This is a genomic window from Tahibacter sp. (genome assembly GCF_032229445.1).
GTDB lineage: Bacteria > Pseudomonadota > Gammaproteobacteria > Xanthomonadales > Rhodanobacteraceae > Tahibacter.
Genome location: NZ_JAVTWC010000019.1, coordinates 64120 through 85676 on the forward strand (window position 1 = coordinate 64120; position 21557 = coordinate 85676).

A 21557-nucleotide genomic window follows, 5' to 3' on the forward strand; every position below is an offset into this window, starting at 1 on the left:
GCGGACGCTACAGTACGGAAATCGTGACTGTCATGGCTGGCGCCCTGCTTGCGTATTCCTCGGCTGACCTTTCCGCAGCGGAGTCCTGCCATGCGCGTTTCTCATTTCCTCACGTTCCTGCTCCTGGCTGCGGCCAGCGCCGCGAGCACGGCCGAACAGATCGAACCGGCGTTCCGCTCGACCAGCAACGGCCTGGTCAGCTTCACCGCGATCGCGCGGCTGCCACAACCCAATGGCAATATGGTCCTGGTACATGCGTGGCCCACCCAGTCCGGGGTCTGCGGCGATCCGGTCTGCATCGGCATCGATCGCTGGAACGCGAACTTCACTGCGATCGGATCCCGCATCAAGGCCGCGGCGCTGCAATCAGTAAAGGCCGCCACGGTGGACAGCCGTGGCCGCATCATCGTGGTCGGCAACTACCAGGGCGCGGGTGCCGACGGCATCGACTTCGGTATCGTGCGCTTCAATGCCGATGGCAGCGACGACACGAGCTTTGCCGGCGACGGCGGCACCATCGTCAATTTCGGCCTCGGACAGGGCAACAACGACTATCCGCTGGCCGTCACGGTGGACCGCGACGACAACATCATCGTGGTCGGCTCGGCGCAACGCGCGTCGGTCGCCGACAGCGACTTTGCCATCGCGCGCCTGCGCGCCATCGACGGCAGCCTGGATACGACCTTCAGCGGCGACGGCAAGACCACGGTGTTCTTCGACCTCGGCCCGAACACGCGGGTGGACCAGGCCAATGCCGTCGCCGTGCGCAATGACGGCAAGATCGTGCTCGGCGGCATCGCCCTCGACAGCGCGATCTCGCGCACGCGGCCGGTCCTGGCGCAGCTCAACCAGGACGGCTCGCTCGACACGGCGTTCTGCAACACCAGTTGCACGCTCAATGCCGGCTATGCCGGCATAAACAACGGCAAGCGCGTGTACTACTTCGGTACGCTGAGTGCGCATTCCGACGAAATCCTCGGCATCGACGTGGCGAGCAACAACGACATCGCGGTCGCCGGCACGACCTATTCGGACGACGGCTCGGCGAGGCGCGCCGCCGTCGCGCGCTTCAGCGGCGCGGGCGGCCAGCTGAACGAGCGACTCGAGGACGGCATCAGCGGCAACGCGCGTTTTACCGACGTGCGATTTTCCGACGGCCTTGGCACGCGCGTCATCGCCACGGGTGACAGCGGCCCCGGCCCGAATCTGTTCATCGCCCAGGGTTTCAGTGCGACCCTCACACCGATCGCCGGCTACGGCGACTGCCTGACCAGCAACAGCGGCCTGTGCTTCATCGGCGGCAGCGGCCTTGCCGACCCCGGCCCGAACGCGGCGGGCCAATTGCATCTCGACGCACGCGGCCGGCCGCTGTTCGCCGGCACGTTCTTCGTCTCCGACGACCCGGACCGCGGCCACAACCTCTCGCTGCGGATCACCAACAATACCGGGCCACTGCCCGACCGGATCTTCCGCAACGGCTTGCAATAGACCCGCGCACGGCGCGCGGCTCAGCGTGCCGCGCTTTTCCAGGCGTCGGGCGCAGCGTTCGCAAGCAACGCTTCCAGCAGCGGATCGAGCAGTTCGCGCCCGCGCAGCGCACCGCGCCACTGTGACGGGATCCCGTGCAGTCCGAAGCGGATGCCGGCAATGCCGCCGGCTACGGCCGCGGTAGTGTCGGTGTCGTTGCCGAGCGCAACTGCCGAGCGCACGGTATCGGCGTAACAGGTTTCGCGATCGATCATCTGACGTGCCGACCACAGGGTGTCGACGACGTAGCCGCTGCCGCTGACCTGCTGCGCCTGGCGCGAATCGAGCACGAGTTCGATTTCCGCCACCGGCAGTCCTGCCTCATCCGCGTGGCGTCGCAGACTGTCTTCCGCCGCTGCCCAGCTTCCCATCTCGCCGCGTAGCTCGGCCCGTGCCCAGAGGCAGTAGAACGCGCAGGCCACATGAGCGCGTGGATGCGCGTGCGTCGGCAGCGACTGCAACGCGGCGTCGCGCATCAGTTCGGCATCGCTGCCGGTATGCCACAGCGCGAGCGGCAGCACGCGCATCAATGAACCATTGCCGTTGCGGCGCTCGTCCACGGGCGAGGACTGCGTCGGGTCCGCGCCGTCGCGCAGCGCCTGGATCGCGTACGCGGTCTGGATGCCGACGTCGAACACGTCGCCGTCGACGGCGAGGTAGCCGTAGTCGCGCCAGTTGACCATCCGGTTCGCGAAATCATGCAAGTCCATCTGTCCGCAGTGCAGCAACGACGCGAGCAGGCACAGCGCCTGCGCGCCGTCGTCCGACCAGGTACCCGGTGGTACGCGCGCATGCGAACGCACGAAATCCGGCGGCGGCTGCAGGTCGATCTGCTCGAACGGCGGCAGATCGCGAGCGGCGCGGAATTCATACGGAACGCCGAGCGCGTCACCGACCAGCAGGCCGACGAGACCGCCGGCGATCCGATCGGCGGGACTGCCGTCATCAATGGACTGCATCGCGAGCCTCCGGGGAATGCGACATGATCGGCCGCGGCGCTCGTGGACTATGCAACTGGCCGATCGCCATCAGAAGGGGCAGAAGGCGGGAGCCCAGCCGGGCCACAGGGCCGTTGGGCGATCCAGGGCAGCCAGGACCGCCGCATCGCGATGATATACGTCACGTTTGTAGGCCGTCCGCTTGCCGTCGTGCAGGTCGATGCTCCAGTACATCAGCAATACCGCAACCGGGCGCGGCAGGGCCACTGATTGGGTGACGCCGCTCTGCGTGACCTGCAGCAGGGCTGCCCGATTCCACCGGCTCTGATCGTCGAGCAACAATTCGACGAGTTCCAGCGGCCGCTCGACGCGAATGCAGCCGGAACTGAATGCGCGTTGCTGGCGATCGAAAAGCTCGGTGTGCGGCGTATCGTGCAGATAGACGCCGTACGGGTTTGGAAAACGGATGGCTACGCGCCCCAGGGAATTGTCGGCGCCAGCGTCCTGGCGCAACGAAATACCGGAAGCACGGCTCCAGTCGATGCCTGCCGGATCGAGCGGATTTCCTGCCGCGTCGAATGCGCGGAGCCGGTGCGCCGCCAGGTACGCGCTGTCGCGACGCACTTTCGGGAGCACATCGTTTCGAAGAATCGTGGGCGGGACGGTCCACGTCGGATTGAACGTCACGTGGGTGATCACCGACCTGAAACTGGGCGTACGGCGGTAGGGTCGCCCGACCTGCGCGCGCGACATCCATTTCAGGGTCGCGCCTTCGTAGTACGAAACCTTGTATCCGGCGATGTCGACAAGGACGAAGTCATCCTTGATTTCCGGCAACTGCCAGCGCGCACGTTCCAGGTTGACCCGGACCTGATCGATACGCGCCGCGACGGGGACGTTGAGCGCCTCCCGAGTCGCTGCGCCGACCCTGCCGTCCACATCCAGATACTGCTCCGTCTGGAAGTCCCGTACCGCTTGCGCCAGGACGGGGTCATAGAGTTCGGGATCTTCCGTAGCATCGGTGCCGTACCCGGCGACTGCCAGTCGATGCCGCAGAGCGGGAACGCTCGGATCGCGCGCACCCGGTTCAAGGGTCGGGCCGGCCGGGATCGACGGCCATCCGCCCACGGCGGCAATGGCGCGCAACCGGCCCAGTGCCTCGCGCAGCACGGCATACACCGGGTGGGACGGTCGCGCGCGCGCGAACATCGCGGCGATGTCGCCCTCGTCGAGGGCCGAGTTCGCGACCCGCAGACCGTCGGCGAGATTGGCCGCGCGCGGCTCGAAGTTCCAGTCCGGATAGAGCTCCCGCGGCACCACTTTTCCGTAATACAGGTGCGCCAATGCGAGCAGATAGGCGCGTGTCGCCAGCGCATCGGATTCCGCGTCCCACGGGGCCGCGGCGGACGCCGGCCGATCGCGCATGCGCTCAAGCCGGTCGAGGAAATAGTCCGCCGGCACCAGACCGTCGCCTTCGAGGGCCCTGATCCCGGCGATGAGCCGGTCCAGGCGTACGGTATCGGCCCATGCCAGCCTGCAGGAACGCAGTTCGTAGAATTGGTCGAGCGCCGCATCGAGCGTGGTCGAGCTTGATAGTGGCGGAAGTCTCGGACAAGAATGCGGCGGTCCGGATTCCGGATCGGCCACGCACGGCATACCGAAGACCACGATCGGCAACCACGACATCCACAGCGCCGCGACGACTCGCACCAATCGACGAACAGCACCTGTCGACTGCAGCCACGCGAAGCCATCGTCATGATGTTCAACGGGGAAATTCTGCATTGGCCGGGTTCCGCCTCCATTCGGACAGACCATGACACCTGCATCCGCACCTGCGCCGGCCCGGCGCCTGGCTCTACTTGTCATCGCCCTGGCCGTAAGTATTCCGCAGCGGGCCATTGCCGATTTCGTCGACGCCCGGGCCCTGAGTCACACCGCGCCGAATGCCGATCCCGCCGTCCTGGGGCTCGCACTCAACGCGATAACCTGCGCGGTCAAGGGAGGGCATCCACCAGCCACCCGCCTGGCCATCATCGACTACTCCCGGCCATCGACCGAGAGACGATTGTGGGTATTCGATCTCGACAAGCCGGCGCTGCTGCATGAAGAGTGGGTCGCTCATGGACGCAATTCGGGGGACAACCTGACGCACACGTTCTCGAATGCCGAAGGCAGCCTCGCCACGAGCCTGGGCCTTTTCCAGACGATGAACGCCTATGAGGGGCGCAATGGTTATTCGTTGCGGCTGTCGGGGCTGGAATCCGGCGTCAACGACCATGCCTTGCGCCGGGCAATCGTCATCCACGGTGCCTCCTATGTGAATCCGGACCGGCTCGACGCCATGGGGCGCCTGGGGCGGAGCTGGGGTTGTCCCGCGGTCCGCACCGCAGTGGCCCAGTCGCTGATCGACCACCTCAAGGACGGCCAATACGTTTTCGCTTACTACCCTGACTCGCAATGGCTCGCGGCTTCGCCCTATCTCCATTGCGCCACCGGCCCGCAACCATCGTTTGCGCGGGCGGCCCGCTGATGCATTTCCAGCCGTTGCCGCGGCGACGCGGACGAAAGTCTCGCGCGCAGGTCCGGCGTTTGCCGAAGCCGCGGCGCCCGCAGGACGCGAAGCGGTGCCGGTCCGGCCAGGGCCACTCACTGCGGGTCGCCCGGAACAATGCTGAATTCGGTTCGGACCTGCGCCAGGCGCTTTAGCAGCAGTCGTTGTTGCCGACTTTCCCAGCGCTCGAACAGCAGGATCTCGGCGGGTCGCCAGAGCACTACCCAGCCGAGAATCAGCAGCCCCTCCGCGACGACGGCACCGAGCGGGGCCATCGCCCAGGCACCGAGCAGCGCGCGCACCGTCAGGCTGACGCCCATCACGGCCAGACCGATGGCCAGGGCCACCCGGCCCGCGTGCATGCGGCGGCGGTTCCGGTGTTCCGCCTGCAGATAGGCAAATCCGAAATGGTTGTGGATTGCCTCGACGGTGTCGGCGGCATGGATGCAGACGCTATGGGGTGCGTTGATGCGCAGTAGCAATTCGGCCTGGGGCGGGAATTCCGACGCACAATCGACGATGTAGCTTTCGGCGTCGGGATCCAACGTGCGTTCACGAAACGGCGCCGGGTCCAGCGACTCGAACAACTGGGCCAGGGTCCGGATGCGGATTTCGATCGTTGCCATGGGGTCTGCCGTTCCACGGAATGGGCCTGCACGGGTTGCGGTCATTCCGCCATTGCGCTGCGGCGCGACAGACGGTGGCGGGAAATCTGTCGGATCGCCGCGCGGCAATCACTCGGGAACGGGGACCGACCGGCGCAGCGCGCCAACAACAGGCTGTCATCCTGCAACTCGCCCATCAGCACGGCCTGCGCGTCACGGCTGTCCAGCCCGCGCGTCGTCTCCGGCGCGATCGCATCCAGCACGGTGATCTGCTGTCGCCACCGGCGCAGTCGGCGTCGGAAGGTATGCCAACGCGCATCGTCGTCGGGCTTCGCCATGGCCTTGTGTCGCGAACGGCGCAGGCGCCGCTCGCTGCGCCGGAGCGCAGCCAGCGCGGCGTGTGTATCCACCGTGCTCCAGTCCAGCGAGGCCAGCCGCGCATCGACGTTCGCAATACGCCGTCGACGCCTGGCGAAATCCGCATCGCGCTGCAAGGCGTGGGCCAGCACTTCGTCCCGGCGCCGGGTCGCGGCCACGAGCGACCGCGCATGGATGTCCGCGGTGATCGCGGGATTGCCCTCCAGGCGTGCCAGGGATTCCACGAGCGCCTGCGCATCACGGACCCAGGACAACCCACGACAGATCCGTCGCAATTCGAGATCCACCGCCACGAGCGACTTTCGCCACGGTTTCGTACCCATGGCCAATACGGCGCGGGTCCGGCGCAAGCATTTTCGAGCCTCGTGTACGCCGTCGTGCCTGTCGTCTCCCGGGCGCGCCAGATGGGCTTGCGCCATCGTCAGCTGGTCATGCGCAAAGCGCTGCAGGTCCAGCCCGAGCCGGCCACCGCCAGCGCTTGCCCGATGATCAGGTTTCGTGACGCCGTTCGCCGCTTTACTGAGGGTCATGCGATGTCTCCGCCAGCCAGCGTAATGGACGGGCCGGCGCGAAGACTTGATCCAGATCATCCGAAAAGCGCCACCCCACCCTGCCCGGCGCCCCCTGCCGGAGCGCGCTGTAAGGCGGCCGCGCCGGTCGGAAACGGCGGGGAACGGCGCAACAGGGACCGCGTGGACCGGACCGGTTGCAGTCCATCTGCCGCGGCCCCTGCCCCGTTACACCGTCACGCGCGTGGCGCGGCGGCGCCTGCGCCGTTCGGCGGTCGCGCAGCTAGGAATCACTCCGGTAGACCAGTACCGGAATGCTGCTATGCGTCAGCACCTTGTGCGTCTCGCTACCGAGAAGCACGGCCTGCACACCACGCCTGCCGTGAGACGCCATGAGAATGAGGTCGCAGCCGTGCTTTTCGGCGGCGGCGATGATCTCGACGTAGACGGTGTCGCTCACGACGTACGCAGTATCGAAGGGCACGCCTGCTGCCGCAGCGAGTGTGCGGGCATCCTCGAAGTGGAGTCCGGCGCGGATCTCCGCGTGCTGCAAGTATTCGCTGCGGGTTTCCTCGAGCATTTCGGGCTGCACGGTGAAGGTATGGAACTCGGGCGCGGCATGGAAGACGGTGACCCGCGCGCCGAGCGCGCTGGCCAGACGAATCCCGGACTCGACGGCGTGGCGGGACAAGGCCGATCCGTCCGTCGGCAACAATAGGTGCTTGTACATGTCGATCTCCTCTGGTTGGGGGCATGCAGTCGCGCAACCTGCTCATGCGACGGCGCGCCGGTGCAGGTCGGGATGGGTGATGCTCAGGCGCACCGCGCTCGGCCGTCGGGGACCGCGCCTGCGGCGTGCGAAGGCCGACGCCCGCGATAGCGGTACCGTCGAACGACGGACTTCACGGGATGGGCGGCCGATCGGATCGTTTTCACGGTGTATGCGGGGCTATCTGGACGACGGCTCCAGTGTCCCGCTGCGGTGGTGCACGACGTTGATTTGCATCAAGACCGCATGAGATCGCTCGCCGCGACGCACCGGATCATGCCGCCGCCAGCGCGAGCGCGGCCGGTATCCGCTCAGCCGGTGCTACGCCGCGGGAACGCCTTCATTTCCGGCCGCCGCAATACTCGGCATGCAGGACCCCGATGATGCGCTGGGCCGGGCCCTCCGGCAGCGAGTAAATGACGCTCTGCGCATCGCGGCGGGTGGACACCAGTCCGTCCTCCCGCAGCACCGCCAGATGTTGGGACAGCGCCGACTGGCTCAGATCGAGCAGGCCGTTGAGTTCGCCGACGGTGCGCTCGCCATCGGCAAGCAGGCACAGGATCATCAGCCGCTTCTCGTTGGCCAGCGCCTTGAGCAGGCGCGATGCTTCGGCTGCATGCGCGTTCATCTGATCTGCAGTGGATCGGGAGCGCGTAGCACGGCGCGTCATCAGGTCCCTCCCGCGCGCAAATGAATATGCGGCCGTATTCCGCCGCTGCCTGGCGACATGATGCCACCCCCAACGCCTGCAAGCGACGGTGCGGCAACCGACCGCGGCACGTCACGTCACGTCTCAATTTATTAGTTGACTCTAATATTAGACACATCTAATATCAATCGCAGTCCGGAGCGCGCGCCTGCATTGACCTGCATCAATGCAGTGCCTGGCGCAGGTGGGACAGTGAGGCTTACTCCACAAGGAGAATGCGCATGGCCAGGATTCTGATCATCGGCGCGGGACTGGCCGGAATGAGCGCGGCCTATGAATTGCGCGAGACGCTCGGTACGGGGCATGCGATCACGGTGCTCGGCAACGGCGAGCGCTTCAGCTTCACCCCGTCCAACCCGTGGCTCGCGGTAGGCTGGCGCAAGGCCGAGGAATTCACTCTCGACGCCGGCACGTACCTGGCCAAACGGGATATCGGATTCGTTCCGCATGCGGCCGCTCAGATCGACGCGACCACCAACACGGTCGTTGCCGAAGGCGGCGAGCGCTTCGGTTACGACTACTTGCTGATCTGCACAGGCCCGAAGCTCGCGTTCGAGGATGTACCGGGCAGCGACCCAGCCGGTGGCTCCACCCATTCGGTATGCACCACGCCCCACGCAGAGCAGGCCTGGACGGCGTATCAGCGGTTCCTGGAAAACCCGGGTCCGGTGCTGATCGGAGCGGTGCAAGGCGCGAGTTGCTTTGGACCCGCCTACGAATTTGCCTTGATCCTCGATGCCGATCTGCGCAAGCGCAAGTTGCGGGATCGCGTGCCGATGACGTTCGTGACCAGCGAGCCCTACATCGGACACATGGGCCTCGGCGGCGTCGGGGACTCGAAGGGGCTGATGGAATCGGAGTTCCGTCAACGCCACATCAAGTGGATCACCAATGCAAAGGTCGCCGAGGTCCGCCCGGGAGAAGCGCGCGTCATCGAGCACGATGACGGCGCGCAGCCCAGGCATGAGCACGTGCTGCCGTTCGGATACGCGATGCTGCTTCCGGCATTCAAGGGCGTCGACGCGGTGGCGGCGGTAGAGGGCCTGTGCAATCCGCGCGGCTTCGTCCTTGTCGACAAGCATCAGCGCAGCCTGAAGTACCCGCGCATCTTTGCCGCCGGCGTGTGCATTGCCATACCGCCGGTGGAAAGCACGCCGATCCCGACCGGAGCGCCGAAGACCGGATTCATGATCGAGTCGATGGTGACGACGATCGTGCGCAACATCGCCGCCGAATTGAACGGTGAGGCGGCCGATTTCGAGGGCACCTGGAACGCCGTGTGCCTGGCTGACATGGGCGACAGCGGCGTGGCTTTCGTCGCGCTGCCCCAGATGCCACCGCGCAACGTCACCTGGGCCAGGAAGGGTAAGTGGGTACACCTGGCAAAAGTCGCTTTCGAGAAATATTTCCTTTTCAAGATGCGCCACGGAACGTCGGAGCCGATCTACGAGAAGTACGTGATGAAGGCGCTCGGCATCGAGCGGCTCAAGCATGACGGGCATTGAACCTCCCACCTTTGGCCACAACAGGAGAACCCCATGAATCTGGACCGAGCCGTACTGGCGTTTGCCGGCGTGATGATCTTGCTCAGCGTCGCGCTGACGCAATTCGTTTCGCCCTGGTGGTGGCTGCTGACGGCCTTTGTAGGTCTCAACCTGCTGCAGTCGAGCTTCACCGGCTTCTGCCCTGCCGCGATGGTCCTGCGCAAGCTGGGCATGGGCAGGGGAATGCCGGCCGGCTGCGGATTCAAGTGAACGGCGGCAGGAGCGAATCGAGGTGAGGCGCATGCGCGCAATGCTCGTTGCAAGCCTGGTGCTGGTGCTCAGCGCGTGCGGCACTGACCGGAAAGCGGCTGAACTGCCGCCGCTGCGGGAGCTGTCCACGATAACGGTACAGGCCGCAGGCACCGACCGGGGCCGCACGTGGGACGGCGTGATCGAGGCGGTACAGCGTGCCGACCTGTCGGCGCAGACGGCCGGGCGCGTGGCCACCGTCGACGCCGACGTCAACGACCACGTCCCCGCCGACACGGTTCTGCTGCGTCTCACCGCGGTCGAGCAGCAGGCTGGCGCGAATGTCGCGCGCGCGCAGCTGCACGCCGCCACGGCGGCGGCCGCAGAAGCCGAAGCCACGCTGACGCGCTATTCCGCGCTCGCGGCAAAACAGATGGTGTCCCGTCTGCAGATCGATCAGCTGCGCGCAACACGCGACAGCGCCGTCGCCGCCCGCGACGCGGCGCGTGCTCAGCTCATGCAGGCCGAGCAGCAGATGAACTACACGGTGGTGCGCGCGCCATTCGCCGGCGTGATCAGTTCACGCCATGTCGAACCCGGCGAGAGCATCGCTGTCGGACAGGCGCTGATATCGCTCTACTCGCCCGGCGCATTGCGCATTCAGGTGCAGGTGCCGCAATCGGAAGCGGACTCCATCGGGACCTTGAAGCGCGCGCAAGTGTGGCTGGCCGACGGGCGAAGCGTCGACGCTGCGGAAGTCGCTGTTTTCCCCTCCGCCGACCCGGCCACCCATAGCGTGACCGTTCGCGTCGTTCTGCCCGAACTGACGGATGCGCCCCGGCCCGGCGCCACGGCAAAGGTCGTTTTCGCCGTCCAGGGCGCTGCCCCTGTCGTGCGGATTCCACCGAGCGCGCTGGTGCAGCGCGGCGAGGTCAGCGGTGTCTACGTCCTGGACGGAAACCGGCTGTTCCTGCGACAGCTGCGCCTCGGGGCACGGGCGGACGGGCAGGTAGAGGTCCTGGCAGGACTCGCGGAGGGCGAGAAGGTCGCCGCGGATCCCGTCGCAGCGCTGCAGGCGTTGGTTGCCCAGCGCAAGGCGGCAGGACAATCCGGTGAGTGACTCCGGCGCCAAGGCTCCACTGGGTCTTTCCGGCCGGCTGGCTGCCGCCTTCCAGTCCAATCCGCTGACGCCCGTTCTTGCGATCGTGGGGCTGCTGCTCGGCTTGGCCGCGGTGTTGATCACCCCGCGCGAGGAAGAGCCGCAGATCGATGTGACGATGGCGAACGTCTTCGTGCCGTTTGCCGGTGCCAGCGCGCGGGACGTGGAACAACTCGTCAGCACGCCGCTCGAACAGAAGCTCTCCGAAATCGACGGTGTGAAGCACGTCTATTCCATCAGTCGTCCCGGCATGGCCGTCCTTACCGTCGAATACACCGTCGGCATCCCACGCCAGACCGCCATCGTGCGCCTCTACAACCAGGTATTTTCCAACCAGGACTGGTTGCCACAGGGCGTCGGCGCGGGCCAGCCACTGATCAAGCCCAAAGGCATCGACGACGTGCCTGTGATGGCGCTGACCCTGTGGACGGATGATCCGCACCGCAGCGCTACGGACCTGGCCGAGGTGGCACACACGCTCGAAGCGGAGATCAAGCGCATCCCGGGCACGCGCGACGTATATACCCTGGGCGCACCGGACCGCGTCGTGTCCGTCACGCTGGATCCGGCGAAACTCGCCGCGTTCGGGCTGACGGTTCCTGATCTCGCCTCGGCGCTCCAGGCTGCCAGCAGCGTGCGCCAGATCGGCGAACGGATCGGCGGCGACACGGCCGTACCGGTCACCGCCGGCACCTTTCTCGTCGACGCCGATGCCGTATCCAGTCTCATCGTCGGACTGGACGGAGGCCGGCCGTTGCGGCTGGCCGATGTCGCCGTCGTGCAAGCCGGTGCCGACATCGCCACGCGCTATGTCTGGCACGGCGCCCCGCCGACGCAGCCGGGTCCGGCGCACGGCCTGACACCGGCGGTCACCATCGCGATCGCGAAGAAATCCGGCAGCAATGCGGCCGACATCACCGGCGCCGTCAACCGCCGGATCGCGACGCTGAGGGACGAACTGATCCCCGATGGCGTGCATGTCACCGTGACTCGCGACTACGGCCGGACGGCCAATGACAAAGCGCTGAAGCTCATCGAGAAACTGGTGTTCGCGACGGGCTCGGTGGTCCTGCTGGTGCTGTTCGCGCTGGGCTGGCGCGAGGCCATCGTGGTCGGCAGCGCCGTGGTGCTCACGCTGGCGGTCACGCTGTTCGCGTCGTGGGCGATGGGCTTCACGCTCAATCGCGTCTCGCTGTTCGCGCTGATCTTCTCGATCGGCATCCTCGTCGACGATGCGATCGTCATCGTCGAGAATATCCACCGGCACATGACCCGCGACGGCAAGAGCCTGCGCGAGTCGATCCCGCCGGCCGTGGACGAGGTCGGCGGCCCGACCATCCTTGCGACGTTCACGGTCATTGCGGCCCTGATGCCGATGGCCTTCGTGTCCGGCCTGATGGGGCCGTACATGCGGCCGATTCCGATCAACGCCTCGGTCGGCATGCTGCTGTCGCTGGCGATCGCGCTGGTGGTGACGCCCTGGCTGTCGCTGAAACTGCTCGGACGGCACGCGGCGGCAAAAGCGCCTGGCGATGACCACGACGCGGCGGGGGCGAAAGGCCAAGGCCGCCTGCACCGTCTGTTCGCCGTCGTCATGCTGCCATTCCTTGCGCCCGACGCAGGCCCGCGCCGGCGCAGACTGCTCTACGGCGGCATCGCGGCACTCGTGCTGCTCGCCGCATCGCTGGCCGTCGTGCAGTGGGTGGTGCTGAAGATGCTGCCGTTCGACAACAAGTCCGAGCTGCAGGTCGTGGTGGATATGCCGGAGGGCCGCACGCTGGAAGCCACCAACGCACTGCTGACCAAACTCGCCGCAGTGCTCGACGGCGTACCCGAGGTACTGAACTACCAGGGTTACGCCGGCACATCGGCACCGATGAACTTCAACGGGCTGGTGCGCCAGTACTTCCTGCGCAACGGCAGCACAGTCGGCGATCTGCAGGTCAATCTCGTCGACAAGCATTTGCGACAGCGCCAGAGCCACGACATCGCGCGATGGCTGCGCCCCCACCTGGCCGCGATCGGCGAGGCTCACGGCGCGTCGGTAAAGATCGTCGAAGTGCCGCCGGGCCCGCCCGTGATGTCGCCGCTGGTCGCCGAGATCTACGGTCCCGACTACGCGCGCAGCCGCACGCTGGCATTGGCGCTGGAACAGAAATTCCTGCGCACGGACGCCGTCGTCGATGTCGATACCAGCGTAGAGAGCGATGCGGTGCGGGAGACGGTCGTGATCGACCGCGCGCGCGCCGCACGGCTCGGCGTGCCGCAGTCGGCGATCACCGATGCGCTGAGTGCGGCGGTGTCTGGCCTGGACGCGGCCTATGTGCACGACGGCGCATCCAAGTACCCGCGCCCCGTACGTCTGCGCCTGCCGGCTGCGGACCAGTCGCAGATCGCACGCCTGCTCGACCTGCGGGTGCGCGGCGCAGGCAACCAGCTGGTGCCGCTGTCGGAACTGGTGACGGTGCAGCAGGCGCCCTGGGACGGCGCGATCCTGCACAAGGACCTGCTTCCGGTGGTCTATGTCACCGGTGACGAAGCGGGCCGGCTCGACAGCCCGCTGTACGGCATGTTCGACCTCGTCGGCCAACTTCGCCGGGACAGCGTGGACGGACAGAAGATCGCGCAGACCTTCATCGCCCAGCCCGACGACACCAGCGATTTCTCGATCAAGTGGGACGGTGAATGGCAGATCACGTACGAAACCTTCCGCGACATGGGAATAGCCTATGCGGTGGGCCTCGCGCTGATCTATCTGCTGGTGGTCGCCCAGTTCCGAAGCTACCTCGTGCCGCTCGTCATCATGGCGCCGATCCCGCTGACCGTGATCGGCGTGATGCCTGGGCATGCGCTGCTTGGCGCGCAATTCACGGCGACGTCCATGATCGGCATGATCGCGCTGGCAGGCATCATCGTGCGCAACTCGATACTGCTGGTGGACTTCATCAACCAGGCCGTCGCGGAGGGCAGGAGTCCCGAGAATGCCGTCGTAGAGGCCTGCGCGGTGCGCACCAAGCCCATCCTGCTCACGGGCCTGGCGGCGATGATGGGCGCGTTCTTCATCCTGGACGATCCGATCTTCAACGGGCTGGCCGTTTCGCTGATCTTCGGCATCCTGGTTTCGACCGCGTTGACACTGGTCGTCATTCCGCTGCTGTACTTCACGTTGCTCAAGCACATCGGCGCGGTGCCGCACGCAGGCAGCTGACGAAGGCCCCGGAAACGGCGGCGGGACCGAAGCCGATTCCGGTCCCGCCCCTGTGATTCGGCAGACGCCACACGCCCGGAAGAACTGCGGCGTTGGCCTCGCATCCGGTGGGTGGTGCGCTTGCCCTTCACACGACCGCCTTTCTCTCGGCCTGACACGAAGAAGCCCTCGATGACGAGGGCTTCTTCAATCGGTTCATCGAGCGCGGATGTGGGCGCTCAGAACGGAATGTCGTCGTCGTCGAAACCGGTGTTCTGCACCGGCTGCGGCGCGCCGCGCTGCGGAGCGGACTGCGGGCCGCGCGCCGGGCCGCGCTCGCGTGCTGCGCCGCCACCGCCACCGCCGCCACCGCCTTCGTAACCGCCACCACCGCCGCCACCGCGCGAACCGCCTTCGTAGCTGCCGCCGCCGCGGGAACCGCCGCCTTCCATGTCGCCGCCGCCCGGACGGCCGCCGAGCATCTGCATTTCCGCAGCGACGATGTCGGTGGAATAGCGCTTGACGCCGTCCTTCTCGTATTCCTCGGTACGCAGCGAGCCTTCGACATAGACCTGGCTGCCCTTCTTGAGGTATTCGCCGGCGATCTCAGCGAGGCGGCCGAAGAATTTCACGCGGTGCCATTCGGTCTTTTCTTTCTGCTCGCCGGTCTGCTTGTCTTTCCAGGCTTCGGACGTCGCCACGCTGATCGTCGTGACGGCCATGCCGCCTGCGCTGTAGCGGGTTTCCGGGTCCTTGCCCACGTTGCCGACGAGAATGACTTTGTTGATGCCGCGTGCCATGGGAGTTCCTTTGACGGTGGGCCGCTCGGGCCTGACAGGGCCGGAAAGATACCATGCGACCCGCTCCGCTCCGGCAGGAATCCGCGGTGTCGGCGCCTGGGAAATGTCCGAATCGTCGGACCCGTCTGCTACGGCCAGCGCGGCTGACACGCCCTGGCGTCTGGGGCGGCTGCGGGACGGGGTGACGGCCCGAGGGCGGCGTCGGTACGGTTGTCGCATCGCGATACCACACGCGGCGCAGCCTCGCGCCAGCGGTCTGCGGCGCGGCGCTGCGGCGCGCCAAGCCGCGGCGAAACGACGCAGATTGCGCCACCGGCGGCGCGCCGCCGCCGGTGTTCGTAGCGGGCCGCTATAATCCGGCCGAATTCAGCCCGAGCTTCCCGTCCCGATGCCCAGCGCCGCCGTGGCTCCGTCGCCCGCTACAACCGATTTCGCCGCCGTCCAGGCCCTCGCCGGGCCGGACATGCAGGCCGTGGACACCCTGATCCGCACGCGCCTGGCGTCTGACGTGGTGCTGATCAACCAGGTCTCGGCGCATATCGTCGGCGGCGGCGGCAAGCGCCTGCGGCCGATGATCCATCTGCTCGCAGCACGCGCCGCCGGCTACTGCGGCGACGAGCACGTGCAGCTGGCCGCGGTCATCGAATTCATCCACACCGCGACCCTGCTGCACGACGACGTCGTCGACGAATCCGACCTGCGCCGCGGCCGCAAGACCGCCAATGCGATGTGGGGCAACGCGGCGAGCGTGCTGGTCGGCGATTTCCTCTATTCGCGCTCGTTCCAGCTCATGGTGGAACTCCAGCGCGTGCGCGTGATGCAGATCCTCGCCGACACGACCAACGCGATCGCCGAAGGCGAAGTGCTGCAGCTGCTCAATATCGGCAACCCGGACACGGACGAGGCCGCCTATCTGCGCGTGATCGAACGCAAGACCGCCGTGCTGTTCGGCGCGGCGACGCGTCTGGGCGCCGTGCTGGCCGGCCTGCCGCCGGACCAGGAAGAGGCGATGTATCGTTTCGGGCTGGACCTGGGCTACGCGTTCCAGATCGCCGACGACCTGCTCGACTACATCTCCGACGCCGGCACCCTGGGCAAGAACATCGGCGACGACATCGCCGAGGGCAAGCCTACCCTGCCGCTGATCTACGCGATTGCGCGCAGCACGCCGGAGCAGACGCAGAGCCTGCGCAGGGCAATCGAATCGGGCGGGCTGGATTCGCTCGACAACATCGTCGCCGCGATCCGCGATTCCGGCGCGCTGGAACTGACCCGCGCCAAGGCGCTGGGCTATGCGGATTCGGCGCGCAGCACGCTGCGCCTGCTGCCGCCGTCGCCGGCGCGCGACGCACTGGAGACGCTGGCGCATTACGCGGTCGACCGGTCGTACTGATGCGCCGCGCCGGAGTCGCTGCATGATCCTGCCGCGCTATCACGTCTATGATTCGCTGATCCCGGGCGCCGGCAAGGGCCTGTTCCTCGACGAGCCCGTTGCGCGCGGCCGCCTGATCACCGCGCCAGATGCGATTCCCGAAGTGTTCCGCTTCGACGAGATCGCGCAGCGCCCCGATGCGGCGCAACTGCTGCCGGCGACAGTGCGCTGGTTCGAGGACCGCTATACGGTCACGCCGGAATGGCCGGACGAGTGCTACATCAACCACGCCTTCGATCCCACCGGTCTGTGGCATCTCGGCTTCGTCTTCGCGCTGCGCGACCTCGACGCGGGCACCGAGATCACGGTCGACTACCGCCATCTGCTCGCTCCGGGCCAGGCCGAGGACTTTCCCGACGCGAGCACCGGCGCGGCCATCATCGGCTACAGCTGGGACGAGAGCATCCGCAGCTCGACCGCGCAGCTGCATGCGTTGCTGGGAAGGCCATGACGACGCTGCGCCTGCTGCGCGCGTCCGACTACCGCCGCATGGCCTGGAAGAACGGCGGCGGCATCACTACCGAGATCGCGCGCGACGCGAACGGCAACGAGGCGTTCGACTGGCGCATCTCCATCGCCGAGATCGCACAGGATGGTGATTTTTCCATCTTTCCTGATGTGGACCGCGAACTCATGCTGCTCGACGGTGGCGGCGTGGAGCTCCTCATCGGCAGCGACGAACCTGTCGCGCTGACGCGGCGCTACCAGAAGCATGTGTTCCCGGGCGAGGCACCGGTCAGCTGCCGCCTGCTCGACGGCCCCACGCGCGACTTCAACCTGATGGTACGGCGCGGCCGCTGCGCCGCCGAGCTGCTGGCGCGGCCCATCGTCGGCGCGCAGCTGCTGTTTCCAGCGGCCGCAACGACCTGGCTGGTGCATGTCGTGCACGGCCACGTCCGCGTCAACGCACGCACCGACGTACCGCGCGCCGAAGCCGGCGAAACCCTCGTGATCGAATTCACCCAGAGCGGCGGCTCGCCGCTGGTGCTCAACGGCGCGGGCGAGCTGGTGCTGGTCAAGCTGACGGCGCTGTAATCCGGCGCATGCGGCGTCATCCGAAAGTCGGGGGTCCAGGTTTTGCTTTTGGAGCCCCCTTGAGTCAAGGGGGCGGCCGACGCGCAGCGTCGGCCAGGGTTGTGGAGATCTGGTGCACGGCCCAACGGCCACACTCTCAAGTCTCGGACCACCGCCTCAACAGGTTGTGATACACGCCAACCAGTGACACCAGCGCCGGGTGCTCGGCGTGCTGCTGGGTGAGGCTCTGGATCGATACGTCGAGATCGAACAGCAGGCGCCGCTCGCCTTCGTCGCGCACGAGGCTCTGGATCCAGAAGAACGACGCCACGCGTTCGCCACGCGTGATCGGCATGACCTGATGCAGGCTGCTGGCCGGATACAGGATCAGATCACCGGCCGGCAGCTTGACGCTGTGCGTGCCGAAGCTGTCTTCGATCACGAGCTCGCCGCCGTCGTAGTCGTCGGGATGGCTCAGGAACAAGGTCGCGGACAGATCGGTACGCAGCGGGTTGCGGTCTTCGCCGGTGCGTGGATAGCGCACCGCGTTGTCGACATGGAAGCCGAAGGACTGGCCTTCCCGGTAGCAGTTGAACAGCGGCGGGAAGATGCGCCGCGGCAGTGCGCCGGCCATGAAGGTGGGATGGCGCTGCAGGCGCTCGAGGATCAGCGCGCCGAGCTCGCGCGCGGCCGGATGATCGTCGGGCAGCTGCAGATTGTGTTTGGCCTTGGCCGACTGGTAGCCGGCCGTGATGCGGCCGTCGGCCCAGTCGGCGGTATCCAGGCGCTGGCGGCAGCGCGCGACTTCTTCGGGACTCAGGACCTGGGTGACGTGCAGAAGCATGGTTTCGACCTGCAGTGACGGCGTCCGCTTGACGCAATTTTTAGTTTTGTGGAACTTGCTGCAACCGGATGCGTGCGACGCTGCGTGGTTCCTGATGGGAACTGGCCCGATGCGACCGGGCGGCAACCGCCCCTGAAAATGCACGCGCCGATTCTGCGTCATGCACGCGCATCGTGCACACGGAAAACGGCCAGGCATACGCCCGGCCGTTCCAGTCCCGAAACTGCCGCCGCGTCCGTGCGGCGGTCTTGCCACACTCGTCAGAACGCGTAGTTCGCCTGCAATGTGACCTGGCGGCCTTCGCCCGGCGTAGCCCAGCCGCTCGCGGCGGTGCGGACGCGGACGTAGTACTCCTTGTCGAACAGGTTGTTCACGTTGAGCTGCAGGCGCAGGTCGCGGTTGACGTTCCACGCCGCCATCGCGCGGTGCGTCCAGTAGTCGTCGGCCTTGGCCAGCGGGCCGTTGAGGTTGGTCGCGTTGTGCTGGTTGAGATAGAACTCGCCCTGGTAGTTCATGCCGTAGCCGAATTGCCACTGGCCCACGTCGACGGTGGTCCAGACGTTGAACGAATGCTTGGGCACGCTGACCAGTTCATCGCCCTTGGTGTAGTCCAGGCCGAGCGAGGACTGCAGATTCGATACACCTTGCAGCACTTCGCTTTGCAGGTAGGTGTAGTTCGCGTAGACCGCCCAGTTCCGCGTGAGGTTGCCGCTCGCGCCCAGCAGCACGCCGTCGACTCGCGCCTCGCCGTCGAGCTGCTGCTCGCCCGCCAGGTTGTCCGGATTGCCCGGGTCGGCCACGCGATAGTTCTCGCGGTCGTTGCGGAAGATCGACGCGGTCAGCGAGAGGCGCTGGTCGAGCAGATCCCACTTCGTGCCGAGTTCGTAGTTGATCGCGGTTTCCGGATCGACGTTGCAGTTGTTGGTGCCCGGCAGCGGGCCGCTGGCCGGCGGCGCCGCCTGCGTGCAGCTACCGTTGACTGAGGCCTTCGAGGGCGTCTTGGAGTTGCCGTAGGCGAAGTAGATGCTGCCCGTCTCGACCGGCTTGAACACGAGGCCTGCGCGGTAGGAGAACAGATCGTCCGTGTTCCTGGTCGGCGCGGCCGCGCCGGTGACCGTGCCGATCGGGCCGGCGGCACCGGCAGCCGTCGATACCGTGTACGCGGTGCTGCTGCCTTCGTTGCGCTCGAAACGCGTGCCGAGGTTGAGCTGCCACTGCTCGCTGAACTTCATCGTGTCGAAGGCATAGACCGCGGCGTTGTCGAGTTCACCGTCGGTCTTGCTGGTCAGCGTGCGGTTGCGCGGGCCGGTATACAGCGTGTCCGGGTTGTAAGGGTCGGTATAGGGCAGGTGATTCGGCGCGGCGAACGGACTACTGCCGTCGGCGTTACGGAATTCGTTGCTGCCGTCGAGCGCGAAGCTCTCGTGCATCAGCGAGAAGCCGCCGACCAGCGTGTGTTCGATCGAGCCGGTGTTGAACTTCGCGGTCAGGTCGGTCTGGTTCACGAGCATGCGGTTCGTGGTGTCGCGCACGTTGCCGCGCGGGCCGCTGGGCATGTAGGTGTTGACCGGAACCACGATCTGCGCCGCACCGGTGCCGATGGTGCAGCTGCCGCCGATCGGCGTCTGGTTGTTGGCCAGGCAGAACGTACCCTGCGGCGGATCGACGATCAGGAACTGGTTGACCTCCTGCACGCGCGTGAAATTGCGCACGCTGAGGTTCGGGCTGAAGGTGTGGGCGAGGATGCTGGTGAAGGCGTCAACCTCGATTTCCTGCGTGTCGACGTTGCGGTAGCCGTAGTACGTGCTGGAGTCGCCCCCTGGCAGGGTGAAGCCGCGGTTGCCGGCGAAGAAGTACGGCACGCCGTATTGCGGCGTGTTGTCGTCGCGCTGGTGCAGGTAGCTCAGCGTCAGCGTGGTGTCGGTGCCGAGGCCAAAGGCGATCGACGGGGCGAAGCCCCAGCGTTTCATTTCCTCGACATCGCGCCCCGGCACGTCGTTGCGATGGCCCATGACGTTGACGCGCACGGCGGTGCTGTCGCCGATCATCTGGTTGGTGTCGAGCGTGACGCGGCCGTAGGAGTCGGTGCCGACGCCGGCGCCGAGATTGGTGAAATCGCCTTCGCGCGCGGCCTTGGACACGAGGTTGATCGTGCCGCCGACCGAGCCCGCGCCCGAGTACACCGAGTTGGCCCCGTTGATGACTTCGATCTGTTCGAGGTTGAAGGTGTCGGTGCGCGAGTACTGCGCGCTGTCTCGCACGCCGTCGACCTGGATGTCGTTGTTCGCGGAGAACCCGCGCAAGTTGATGCTGTCACCGAAACCGCCGCCGCCTTCGCCGGCACCGAACGTGATGCCCGGCAGCGTGGACAGCACGTCGCGCAACGACAGCAGGTTCTGGCCGGTCATCACTTCCTGCGGCACGACTTCGATCGACTGCGGCGTGTCGCGCAGCGGCGCGGTGTATTTCGGCGACGACGCCTCTTTCAGCGCCATGCCATGCACGTCGACCGCGTCGAGCTTGGTCTCGTCACGGCCGCGGCGGCCGTCGGCGCCGTCCGGCGTCTGCACGCTGGCCGCATCGGTCGCCGTCGCAGCGGCCATCGCGGTTTCGGCGAACGCATGCGGTGCGGCCGTGGCCAGTGCCAGGCCCAGCGCGGTGGTCAGCAGGCGCGGCGGGGTGGCTGCGGCGGAACGGATATACGAGGAGTTCGACATGGTAGTTCCCTGGGTCCTTCAGCAATGCGATCGGGTCTGCCGGCGCGCAGCGGCGCGCCCGCGTTGTTGTTTGGCGAGGTGGAAGCGAATTCCCCTGGCGAACCGGGTCGCGCGGGCCTTGCGGCGCTGCGGGTTACCGGCCATCAACGAAAGGTTAACAGTAAATAAGAATGATTCGCAACACACCTATCGGTAGTGTCTGCGTCCGTATCAAGTTTGTCGGTCGGCAACATCGTGGTCAGCGATGGCAGTACGTCGTGCAGCGCGCCGCTGTCTGGCGCGACGCGAGCGGGAGCGGCCAACGTGCGCTACAGCCGGCTGACGCAGGACCGCGCCAGCTGTTCGCGCGGCGATGCGCTCGCGGCGTCCGAGCCGGCCGCAGTCGCGCGCACGGCGTACTCGCCGCAACGGGCCTCGGTGCGGGCGATCATCCCTGTGACCGGCCTGGTCAACGGCACGTCCGTGAGCAGGCGATGACGGTCGACGCAACACCGTCCGCGCCTTCCGCGTCAAGGGGAAGACAAACGATCGGCGAAACCTCGTGATGCCAGCCGTGGTTCGACGGATGGCAATGACAAGGCCCTCGCCTTCAAGAGGGTGATGGACGATCGCTCAGAGCCGGAGGTTCTCATCGTCCTGAACGCCCAACGGTTCGTAGGTCTGGGCGGGGATGGCGACTTAC

Annotated in this window: 18 protein-coding genes; 9 read left to right on the top strand and 9 right to left on the bottom strand. The window is 66.6% G+C overall.

From position 1 onward, the window contains the following. The first annotated feature begins 90 nt into the window (after positions 1-90). Positions 91-1488, top strand: a complete 1398-nt coding sequence (locus RUU78_RS04615) for a delta-60 repeat domain-containing protein (protein ID WP_313914142.1) — start codon at positions 91-93, stop codon at positions 1486-1488. A gap of 20 nt (positions 1489-1508) precedes the next feature. Here RUU78_RS04615 and RUU78_RS04620 read toward each other — a convergent pair whose 3' ends face one another. Beyond that, positions 1509-2486 carry an ADP-ribosylglycohydrolase family protein gene (locus RUU78_RS04620; RefSeq protein WP_313914143.1) on the bottom strand — a complete coding sequence of 326 codons (978 nt, stop codon included), beginning with the start codon at positions 2484-2486 and terminating at the stop codon, positions 1509-1511. 69 nt (positions 2487-2555) lie between these two features. Continuing rightward, a complete protein-coding gene (locus RUU78_RS04625; protein WP_313914144.1) occupies positions 2556-4250 on the bottom strand; it encodes a L,D-transpeptidase family protein in 1695 nt (564 codons plus the stop codon). Positions 4251-4281: 31 nt separating this feature from the next. On the opposite strand from RUU78_RS04625, the gene RUU78_RS04630 reads away from it, so the two are divergent. Next, the gene (locus RUU78_RS04630) at positions 4282-4998 is read left to right on the top strand and encodes a murein L,D-transpeptidase catalytic domain family protein (RefSeq protein WP_313914146.1); all 717 of its coding nucleotides are present in this window, start codon (positions 4282-4284) and stop codon (positions 4996-4998) included. Between the two features lie 116 nt (positions 4999-5114). On the opposite strand, the gene RUU78_RS04635 is transcribed toward RUU78_RS04630, so the two are convergent. The 4 genes from RUU78_RS04635 to RUU78_RS04650 form a co-directional block, all read right to left on the bottom strand. Continuing rightward, the gene (locus tag RUU78_RS04635; RefSeq protein ID WP_313914147.1) at positions 5115-5606 is read right to left on the bottom strand and encodes a hypothetical protein; all 492 of its coding nucleotides are present in this window, start codon (positions 5604-5606) and stop codon (positions 5115-5117) included. 80 nt (positions 5607-5686) lie between these two features. Continuing rightward, the gene (locus tag RUU78_RS04640; protein WP_313914150.1) at positions 5687-6532 is read right to left on the bottom strand and encodes a CHAD domain-containing protein; all 846 of its coding nucleotides are present in this window, start codon (positions 6530-6532) and stop codon (positions 5687-5689) included. Between the two features lie 262 nt (positions 6533-6794). Next, positions 6795-7241 carry a universal stress protein gene (locus RUU78_RS04645; protein WP_313914151.1) on the bottom strand — a complete coding sequence of 149 codons (447 nt, stop codon included), beginning with the start codon at positions 7239-7241 and terminating at the stop codon, positions 6795-6797. A gap of 379 nt (positions 7242-7620) precedes the next feature. Continuing rightward, complete coding sequence (locus tag RUU78_RS04650; RefSeq protein WP_313914153.1) at positions 7621-7908, bottom strand: metalloregulator ArsR/SmtB family transcription factor; 288 nt, start codon at positions 7906-7908, stop codon at positions 7621-7623. 302 nt (positions 7909-8210) lie between these two features. On the opposite strand from RUU78_RS04650, the gene RUU78_RS04655 reads away from it, so the two are divergent. From RUU78_RS04655 to RUU78_RS04670, 4 genes are read left to right on the top strand one after another with little or no spacing between them, the layout of a single operon-like run. After that, a complete protein-coding gene (locus RUU78_RS04655; RefSeq protein ID WP_313914155.1) occupies positions 8211-9494 on the top strand; it encodes an FAD/NAD(P)-binding oxidoreductase in 1284 nt (427 codons plus the stop codon). Between the two features lie 33 nt (positions 9495-9527). Then, entirely contained in the window at positions 9528-9743 is a 216-nt protein-coding gene (locus tag RUU78_RS04660; protein ID WP_313914157.1) for a DUF2892 domain-containing protein, read from the top strand. Positions 9744-9801: 58 nt separating this feature from the next. Beyond that, positions 9802-10842 carry an efflux RND transporter periplasmic adaptor subunit gene (locus RUU78_RS04665; protein ID WP_313914158.1) on the top strand — a complete coding sequence of 347 codons (1041 nt, stop codon included), beginning with the start codon at positions 9802-9804 and terminating at the stop codon, positions 10840-10842. After that, positions 10835-14089 (top strand): efflux RND transporter permease subunit, encoded by a 3255-nt coding sequence (locus RUU78_RS04670; protein WP_313914160.1) that lies wholly within the window; start codon positions 10835-10837, stop codon positions 14087-14089. The genes RUU78_RS04665 and RUU78_RS04670 overlap by 8 nt, the downstream gene beginning before the upstream one ends. 218 nt (positions 14090-14307) lie before the next feature. On the opposite strand, the gene ssb is transcribed toward RUU78_RS04670, so the two are convergent. Next, entirely contained in the window at positions 14308-14868 is a 561-nt protein-coding gene (gene ssb, locus RUU78_RS04675; RefSeq protein ID WP_313914162.1) for a single-stranded DNA-binding protein, read from the bottom strand. 388 nt (positions 14869-15256) lie between these two features. Between ssb and RUU78_RS04680 the strand changes: the two genes are divergently transcribed. Genes RUU78_RS04680 through RUU78_RS04690 form a run of 3 tightly spaced genes read left to right on the top strand, consistent with a single transcriptional unit; the run spans position 15257 to position 17335 of the window. Beyond that, positions 15257-16261: a polyprenyl synthetase family protein gene (locus RUU78_RS04680; RefSeq protein WP_313914164.1), complete on the top strand. Its 1005-nt coding sequence runs from the start codon at positions 15257-15259 to the stop codon at positions 16259-16261. Between the two features lie 22 nt (positions 16262-16283). Further along, positions 16284-16751, top strand: coding sequence for an SET domain-containing protein (locus RUU78_RS04685; RefSeq protein WP_313914166.1), 468 nt, complete (start codon positions 16284-16286; stop codon positions 16749-16751). Beyond that, positions 16748-17335: a HutD family protein gene (locus tag RUU78_RS04690; RefSeq protein WP_313914168.1), complete on the top strand. Its 588-nt coding sequence runs from the start codon at positions 16748-16750 to the stop codon at positions 17333-17335. Before RUU78_RS04685 ends, RUU78_RS04690 begins: the two co-directional genes overlap by 4 nt. Positions 17336-17471: 136 nt before the next feature. Here the strand turns inward: RUU78_RS04690 and RUU78_RS04695 are convergent, their stop codons facing one another. Together RUU78_RS04695 and RUU78_RS04700 are read right to left on the bottom strand one after the other, a co-directional pair. Then, positions 17472-18158: a Fe2+-dependent dioxygenase gene (locus RUU78_RS04695; protein ID WP_313914170.1), complete on the bottom strand. Its 687-nt coding sequence runs from the start codon at positions 18156-18158 to the stop codon at positions 17472-17474. 260 nt (positions 18159-18418) lie between these two features. Next, positions 18419-20875 (bottom strand): TonB-dependent siderophore receptor, encoded by a 2457-nt coding sequence (locus tag RUU78_RS04700; RefSeq protein ID WP_313914172.1) that lies wholly within the window; start codon positions 20873-20875, stop codon positions 18419-18421. Positions 20876-21557 lie beyond the last annotated feature (682 nt).

Coding starts and splice junctions, on each gene's coding strand:
- RUU78_RS04615 (WP_313914142.1), top strand. CDS start 91: ATGCGCGTTTCTCATTTCCTCACGTTCCTGCTCCTGGCTGCGGCCAGC.
- RUU78_RS04620 (WP_313914143.1), bottom strand. CDS start 2,486: ATGCAGTCCATTGATGACGGCAGTCCCGCCGATCGGATCGCCGGCGGT.
- RUU78_RS04625 (WP_313914144.1), bottom strand. CDS start 4,250: ATGCAGAATTTCCCCGTTGAACATCATGACGATGGCTTCGCGTGGCTG.
- RUU78_RS04630 (WP_313914146.1), top strand. CDS start 4,282: ATGACACCTGCATCCGCACCTGCGCCGGCCCGGCGCCTGGCTCTACTT.
- RUU78_RS04640 (WP_313914150.1), bottom strand. CDS start 6,532: ATGACCCTCAGTAAAGCGGCGAACGGCGTCACGAAACCTGATCATCGG.
- RUU78_RS04645 (WP_313914151.1), bottom strand. CDS start 7,241: ATGTACAAGCACCTATTGTTGCCGACGGACGGATCGGCCTTGTCCCGC.
- RUU78_RS04650 (WP_313914153.1), bottom strand. CDS start 7,908: ATGAACGCGCATGCAGCCGAAGCATCGCGCCTGCTCAAGGCGCTGGCC.
- RUU78_RS04655 (WP_313914155.1), top strand. CDS start 8,211: ATGGCCAGGATTCTGATCATCGGCGCGGGACTGGCCGGAATGAGCGCG.
- RUU78_RS04660 (WP_313914157.1), top strand. CDS start 9,528: ATGAATCTGGACCGAGCCGTACTGGCGTTTGCCGGCGTGATGATCTTG.
- ssb (WP_313914162.1), bottom strand. CDS start 14,868: ATGGCACGCGGCATCAACAAAGTCATTCTCGTCGGCAACGTGGGCAAG.
- RUU78_RS04680 (WP_313914164.1), top strand. CDS start 15,257: ATGCCCAGCGCCGCCGTGGCTCCGTCGCCCGCTACAACCGATTTCGCC.
- RUU78_RS04685 (WP_313914166.1), top strand. CDS start 16,284: ATGATCCTGCCGCGCTATCACGTCTATGATTCGCTGATCCCGGGCGCC.
- RUU78_RS04690 (WP_313914168.1), top strand. CDS start 16,748: ATGACGACGCTGCGCCTGCTGCGCGCGTCCGACTACCGCCGCATGGCC.
- RUU78_RS04695 (WP_313914170.1), bottom strand. CDS start 18,158: ATGCTTCTGCACGTCACCCAGGTCCTGAGTCCCGAAGAAGTCGCGCGC.
- RUU78_RS04700 (WP_313914172.1), bottom strand. CDS start 20,875: ATGTCGAACTCCTCGTATATCCGTTCCGCCGCAGCCACCCCGCCGCGC.